The 7,076-nt window shown below is 65.5% G+C and carries 6 protein-coding genes; 2 read left to right on the top strand and 4 right to left on the bottom strand.

The features are described 5' to 3' along the window. Positions 1-21: 21 nt before the first annotated feature. Positions 22-1,101, bottom strand: a complete 1,080-nt coding sequence (locus ABWP92_RS15555) for a YkvI family membrane protein (protein ID WP_353236310.1) — start codon at positions 1,099-1,101, stop codon at positions 22-24. A 100-nt stretch (positions 1,102-1,201) separates the two neighbouring features. Beyond that, positions 1,202-2,344 carry an NAD(P)/FAD-dependent oxidoreductase gene (locus ABWP92_RS15560; protein WP_353236311.1) on the bottom strand — a complete coding sequence of 381 codons (1,143 nt, stop codon included), beginning with the start codon at positions 2,342-2,344 and terminating at the stop codon, positions 1,202-1,204. Positions 2,345-2,506: 162 nt separating this feature from the next. Here ABWP92_RS15560 and ABWP92_RS15565 point away from each other — a divergent pair, with 162 nt between their 5' ends. Beyond that, on the top strand, positions 2,507-4,369 hold the full coding sequence (locus tag ABWP92_RS15565; protein ID WP_502907555.1) for an alpha/beta hydrolase family protein: 1,863 nt from the start codon (positions 2,507-2,509) through the stop codon (positions 4,367-4,369). Positions 4,370-4,420: 51 nt separating this feature from the next. Here ABWP92_RS15565 and ABWP92_RS15570 read toward each other — a convergent pair whose 3' ends face one another. Both ABWP92_RS15570 and ABWP92_RS15575 read right to left on the bottom strand, forming a co-directional pair. Further along, entirely contained in the window at positions 4,421-5,371 is a 951-nt protein-coding gene (locus tag ABWP92_RS15570) for a porin (protein ID WP_353236315.1), read from the bottom strand. A gap of 490 nt (positions 5,372-5,861) precedes the next feature. After that, on the bottom strand, positions 5,862-6,686 hold the full coding sequence (locus ABWP92_RS15575) for an IclR family transcriptional regulator (RefSeq protein ID WP_353236313.1): 825 nt from the start codon (positions 6,684-6,686) through the stop codon (positions 5,862-5,864). Positions 6,687-6,808: 122 nt separating this feature from the next. Here ABWP92_RS15575 and ABWP92_RS15580 point away from each other — a divergent pair. Beyond that, positions 6,809-7,076: lycopene cyclase family protein (locus ABWP92_RS15580; protein WP_353236314.1), on the top strand; the 268-nt coding region annotated here is incomplete at its 3' end.

A 7,076-nucleotide genomic window follows, 5' to 3' on the forward strand; every position in this document is an offset into this window, starting at 1 on the left:
AGCAGGCCGCGTCGGGCGCGATCAGGCGCTCTTGACCTCCTGCTCGCGATGGCGCTGCATGCGCATCCATCCGATGAAGCCAAGCGCCATCAACACGAAGCCAATATAGCCATAGATGGGATAGACCATGCCCACCAGCTTGATGAAACCCACGAAGCTGCCGGCCAGCGCCACCACGCCCGCCAGCGCCGTGCCGATGCGGAAATGACGCGCGTGGGGCGGCATGATGCGCACCATGAAGGCATAGAGCATGCCGACCGCGGTATTGAGGATCATGCCGAAGATCACCAGCGACATCAGGTGTCCGAGCCATGGCGAGATCTGCGTGGCGATCGAGAGCATGGGCATGGAAAGCCCGCCGATCGTATCCATGCGCAGATACATGGACGCGGTAATCAGCAGCATCAGGATGCCCAGCAGCAGGCCGCCGAGAACACCGCCCCACAGCGCCACCTTGCGCGAGCTGGCCTGGCCGCCCATGATGACCAGGAACGGCATGCCGGCCACGGTGTTGTACGAAACATAGAGCAGCGCGGCGACCAGCCACTGGTCCGCGCCCTTGGGCTGCGTCTGCGCGGCAGCCTGCAGCGCGTCATGGCCGGCATGCGGCGTCATCAGCACGTAGGCGGCCACCACCACCGTCATGAACATCAGGAACGGCGTGACCGCGCCGATGAAGGCGATCACGCTGCCCACGTCCAGGCAGACGATCAGCACGGTGGCGATGGTGGCGAGCACGCTGCCCCACACCTCGGGAATCCCCAGCCATTGATGCAGCAGCGAGCCCGCGCCGGCCAGCATCACCACGGTGATCGCGAACAGGAAGAAAGTGATGAGGATGTCGAACACCAGTCCCAGGTGCCTGCCGAAGATCGCCGTGATCACCTCCTTGTGTGAATTCGCCATCAGGCGCTGCCCCATGGTGGAGAACGCCATCGACAGCAGCACGAACACGACGCCCGCCACGACGCAGCCCACGATGCCCACACGGCCGAAGCTGGCGAAGAACTGCAGGATCTCCTGCCCCGAGGCGAAACCCGCCCCCACGATCACGCCGACGAACGCGCCTGCGATCTTGCACACTTCCTTGAATGGACTCATGTGTCTGTCTCCCTGTTGGTATGGGTTGGTCAATGTTGAGTATCTGAACGGAGGGGCAAGGCGACGCGGCCCGCAAGCCGCCCTCGCCGCACCACGGCCATCAGTCGAAGCGCGCCGGGCTCAGCCCGGCCGGATCGACACCATGCTCGCGCACGGACTGCGGCAGCTCTTCGCGCAGCAGCAGGGCGCAGGCCGTGGCCGATGCGCCCGCGGCCGTCTGGATGCCATAGCCGCCCTGGCCCGCCAGCCAGAAGAAGCCCTCGCAGCGGGTATCCCAGCCGATCACGAAATCGCCGTCCGGCGCGAAGCTGCGAAGCCCTGCCCACACGTGGTTGGGACGGCGGATGCGCAGCGACGTCACCGACTCGATGGCATGGATGCCCATGGCCACGTCCAGCTCCTCGGCCACCACGTCGTGCGGCGCGACCGGGTCGGCGTTGGCCGGGGAGCCCAGCAGCTGCGCCGCGTCGGGCTTGAAGTAAAAGCTCTCGTCCACGCCGATCACCACCGGCCAGGCGTGCGCGTCCACGCCTTCCGGGGGGTTGAAGGTGAAGGCCGTGCGGCGCTTGGGCTGGATGTTCAGCGGCCTGGCCCCGCACAACTGCGCCACGGTATCCGCCCATGCGCCACTGGCATTGACCACCGCGCGCGCCCTGACGACGTCGCCTCCAGGCAGCGTCAGCGACCACACGCCGGTTTGCGCATCACGCCGCGCCGCCAGCAGCTCCGCGCCGCAGCGCAGCGTGGCGCCCTTCTGGCGCATGCCGCGCAGGAAGCCCTGGTGCAGTTCGGACACGTCGATGTCCGTGGCTGCCCTGTCGTGCACCGCGCCGATGATCTTGTCCAGCTCCAGCACCGGCACCAGCTCCTTCGCACGCGCAGCCGAGATCATCTCGGCATCCAGGCCGTCGTTCCTGTACATGGCCAGCGCATCATCCAGCAGCTTCTGCTGGCCCTCCTGGCCGACATACAGGACGTCGCGCGCGGGCAGCAGCTCGCTGGCGCAGAAGCCTTGCGGCGGATGCGTGTAGAAGCCCCGGCTGGCACGCGTGAGCGCGCGGATCTGGTCCGTGCCGTAGCTCTCCATGAACATCGCCGCCGAGCGCCCCGTGGAGTGGTATCCGGGCTGCGATTCGCGCTCCAGCACGATCACGGCAGCCCCTTTCTGCGCAAGGCGGTACGCCACGGATGCGCCCGCCATGCCCGCGCCGATCACGGCGAAGTCGAGCACGTTGTCTGTCATAACAGCTCCATCTGAAATTTTTCCAATTGGAAAATTATCGCATTGGAAAAAAATCTTGGTCATCGTGGTTTTCCACAGCCCGATATTCCCGCCCGGGAAAGGGGCTGCCGATGGCTCGGTTAAGCTGTCCTCAGGCGCGTGACGCACGCAAAAAGGACAAGGATGCACACCATGACCGACACACGGCAGAGCCCCAGGCAGTACCCGCTGCGCGATTTCTTCAGGAACCCCGAGCGCGGCTACTACCGGCTCTCCGACGATGGCCGCACGCTCGGTTTCATGCAGCCGGCGGGCGACTCGCGCCGCATGAACCTGTTCGTGCAGCCGCTTGACGCGGGCAGGCCCACGGGCGAGCCGCGCCAGCTCACGCACGAGACCGAGCGCGATCTGGCGGGCTATGTCTTCAAGGGCAACGACGTCGTGCTGTTCTCCAAGGATTTCGGCGGCGACGAGAACTTCCACGTGCTCGCGGTAAACACGCGCACGGGCGCCGTGCTGGACCTCACGCCCTGGGACAAGGTGCGCGCCAGCATCGAGGACGACCTGGAAGACGACCCGGACCATGTGCTAATCGGCCACAACCAGCGCAACCCGGAAGTGTTCGACGTCTACCGCGTGAACATCCACACGGGCGCGGCGCAGCGCGTGGCCGAGAACCCCGGCAACATCATCGGCTGGCAGACGGACCACGCGGGCAAGCTGCGCGCCGCCGTTGCAAGCGACGGCCTGATGAGCGTGGTGCTGTACCGCGACGACGAGTCGCAGGAATTCCGTCCCATCATCGAGACGGATTTCCGCGTCAACGTCGGCCCCGCGTTCTTCGACTTCGACGACAAGGGCCTGTATCTGTACAGCGCGCGCGGGCGCGACAAGCTGGCGTTCGTGCGCATCGACCCGGCCCGGCCCGAACATGAGCAGGTGATCTTCGAGACCACGGAGGTCGATATCGATGGCGTCAGCTACTCGCACAAGCGCAAGGTGCTCACCGCCGCGAGCTACCAGACCGACCGCAGGCACCTGCATTTCTTCGATGACCGGATGCGCGCCATCCACGAGCGGCTGGAGCAGAGGCTGGGCGGCTACGAAATCCATCTGCAGGCCAGCAACAAGGACGAAACACTGTTCGTGGTAGCCGCCGTGAACGACCGCACGCCGGGCAAGCGCTACCTGTACGACACCGGACTCGACGCGCTGACCCTGCTGAGCGAAACCAACCCCGCCATCGCCGAGGCGGACATGGCGCCCATGCGGCCCATCCAGTACACCAGCCGCGACGGCCTGACGATCCACGGCTACCTGACGCTGCCCCTGGGCCATGAGCCCGGACGCAAGCTGCCGGTGATCGTCAACCCGCACGGCGGCCCCTGGGCGCGCGACCATTGGGGTTTCAACCCCGAGGTGCAGTTCCTCGCCAATCGCGGCTATGCCGTGCTGCAGATGAACTTCCGCGGCTCCACGGGCTACGGCCGCAGGTTCTGGGAGGCCAGCTTCGGCCAGTGGGGCCTGGCCATGCAGGACGACATCACCGATGGCGTGCAATGGCTGATCGGGCAGGGCATCGCGGACCCCGCCCGCATAGGAATCTATGGCGCGAGCTACGGAGGCTACGCGACGCTGGCGGGCGTCACGCTCACGCCCGATCTGTACGCGGCGGCGGTGGACTACGTGGGCGTGTCCAACCTGTTCACCTTCCTGGGCACCATCCCGCCCTATTGGAAACCGATGCTCGACAAGATGCAGGCGATGGTCGGCGATCCCGTCAAGGACAAGGCGCGGCTCGAGGCCACGTCACCCGCGCTGCTGGCCGAGCGGATCAGGACGCCGCTTTTCGTCGCCCAGGGCGCCCAGGACCCGCGAGTGAACAAGGCCGAGAGCGATCAGATGGTCGCGGCCTTGAAGGCGCGCGGCGTCGATGTGGAATACATGGTCAAGGACAACGAGGGCCACGGCTTTCACAACGACGAAAACAAATTCGAGTTCTACGAGGCCATGGAGAGGTTTCTCGGCCAGCATCTCAAGCCCTGACAGGACGAGCGCCACACACGCTGGCGCTCGCCCCACGGCCTCATGCGCGCATCAGAATGCGTGCGACATTCCCACTCCAAAGGCGGTTTTCGAGCCCTGCCATTCATAGCGCTGATGGCCCAGGCTCGCATACAGGGTCGTGCGTTTGGAGAACGCGTAATCGGCCCCCAGCGCCACGAACTGGTTCGTATCGTCGTTGTAGCGCTGCCGCCCGTATCCCGCCTTCAGCGTCACGGCGTTGATCTGATAGGTAGCGCCCAGCGTGGCGGCGCGCGACTTGTCGCCATGCTCGGCCATGCGGCTGTCGTCATAGGCGGCCATCACCGCGAGCTTGCCAAAGTGGTACTTGCCCGCCACGAACGCCGCGCGATCGCCGCTGCCGTTGCGCTCGTAGGCGAGCATGCCCGAGAGCGCATCCTGCGCATAGTTGAGCGAAGCGGAATAGCCGCGCCCGTCGCGGCCCGGCGCATCGGTGCGCTCCGTCGATCCGCTCAGGTGCAGCGTGAAGCCGCCCATCGTCGGCGAATCGTAGAAGATGCCGTTGTTCACCCGGCCATATTCGGCCGATCCATTGTTGCTCACGCGATCGGTGGGCGTGAGCGGATGCCAGTAATACCACGCGGGCGAAGCCACGCGGTTGTTGTTGGCCCAGGGATCGAATTGCCAGTCCTGCGCCCACAGGGCCGACAACGCGCGGCCCATGCGCACCTTGCCGAAACCGCCCTCCAGGCCGACCGTGGATTCGTCATGCCAGAACGGCTTCCTGCCGGCATCCTCGCTCAGGCCGTCGCCCATGTCGAAACGCGTGCTCAGGCGGAACGTCGCCTTGAGGCCGCCGCCCAGATCCTCCGCGCCCGAAAACGCGAGATTGCTGCGCTGGATCGTGCCCAACTGATTCACGCCATCAAAGCCCCTGAACACACCGGCGTCGAGAAAGCCGCTGATGCGCACTTGCGATTCCTGGGCGCCAACGGGGGCGGCCGTGACGAGCAGGCCCGCCATCAGCGCCGCGGCGCAGCCCAGTGGCGAGCAGGAAAGAGGGGAACGGATTGTGGTCTGCATCCTGAGAGAACTCCTTTTGTGCCATGACATCCATGCCGTGCGGCGCACAAGACATGCGACGTGCGCGCCGCGCGCAAGGCGCCGCCATCCGGTAGGGAGCGGTCCCGCGCGGGACATGGATTCATGGGATGCATTCGCCGCGCGCCCGCTCAAGGGGCCGCTGGCCGGCGAAACGGCTGAAAGGCAGCCAGGGCGCGAAGACGATGCCGGATGAGCCCCTGAGGCTCGTACCGGCGGGCCTTGATCGCCGCGCATCGCGGCAGCCCTGGCACGAGAAGACCGGCGGGTGGTGACAACCAGAAGTCAACAAGGGTTGATGCAACGCCTTGAAAACCGCATCACTCGAACATGGCCGGATGCGGCGATTCTAAAAGACCCGCCCGGCGCGGGCCATGGGCAATGACCCGTAGTCCGGATGCGGCAAGCAGTTTCAGAACAGCAGCGGCCGCACGCGCTCGGCGGCGCGGCGCAGCGCCGGAACGGCGGCCACGCCGTCCTCGAGCTTCATGCGCGCCGTGGGCGCATGCAGCGCCATGGTGGCCCGGCACTCGCCCTTCTCGTCAAGAATGGGCACGGCCATGCCGATGAGGCCGAGCATGAACTCCTCCACATCGGACGAATAGCCGTCCGAGCGTATCTTCGCGCATGCGGCCTCCAGCTCGTCGGGCCGCGTCAGCGTGAACGGCGTGAACTTGTGAAAGCTGGCATGCCCGAGGACGGTGGCGCGTTTCTCCGGCGACATCATGGCAATGAACAGCTTGCCGCTGGCGGTGGCGTGCAGCGGCACATGCGAGCCGGCTTCGAGCTGCGTGCGCAGCGGCCAATGCGTCTCCACACGGTCGAGGTAGCGCACCTCCAGGCCGTCGAGCACCGTCAGATTGCATGTCTCGTCGATTTCCCCGACCAGGTCCGAGAGCACCTGATGGCGCAGCTCACGGCGCGGATCGGTCACCAGCGCCGCGCGCGCCAGCTTCACCAGGCGCGGCCCCGGCAGGAACGAACGGTCGGAAGTATCGCGGCTCAGCCATTTCTGCGCCTCCAGATTGGCGCACATGCGCGATGCCGTCGCCTTGGGAAGACCGAGCGCGCCGGCCACATCCATCAGGCCCGCGCGGCCCGACTCGGCAACGAAGTCGAGCACCGACAACGCGCGCTCGGAGACCGAAATCGGGCCGCCGGGCATTTCGGCATCCGCCTGATTCCTGGCGGTTGCGGGCGTCTTTTGTGCGGCAGCGGCGGGCTTGCGAAACGACATGAACTTTGCAGTCTGAAGAACGGGTAATGCGGGTTTTTTCTTATTGTACCGACCTCATTTTGATATAAATTTCCACTCAAAGGAACTATTAGTTCCATTCAATGAAACAAAAAAGGAGACGCATGAGTTCCCCACCTTCCAGGACCTATGACTACATCGTCGTGGGCGCGGGGTCGGCAGGCTGCGTGCTTGCCGCCCGGCTGAGTGAAGATCCGCGCAACCAGGTTCTGTTGCTGGAAGCGGGCCCGCCGGACCGCTCGCCATGGATCCACCTGCCCATCGGCTATGGCAAGACGATGTGGAGCCCGGTCTACAACTGGAAGTTCGAGACCGATCCCGACCCCAACATGAATGGCCGCCGCATCTACTGGCCGCGCGGCAAGACGCTGG

This window comes from Diaphorobacter ruginosibacter, from assembly GCF_040396215.1.
GTDB lineage: Bacteria > Pseudomonadota > Gammaproteobacteria > Burkholderiales > Burkholderiaceae_C > Diaphorobacter_A > Diaphorobacter_A ruginosibacter_A.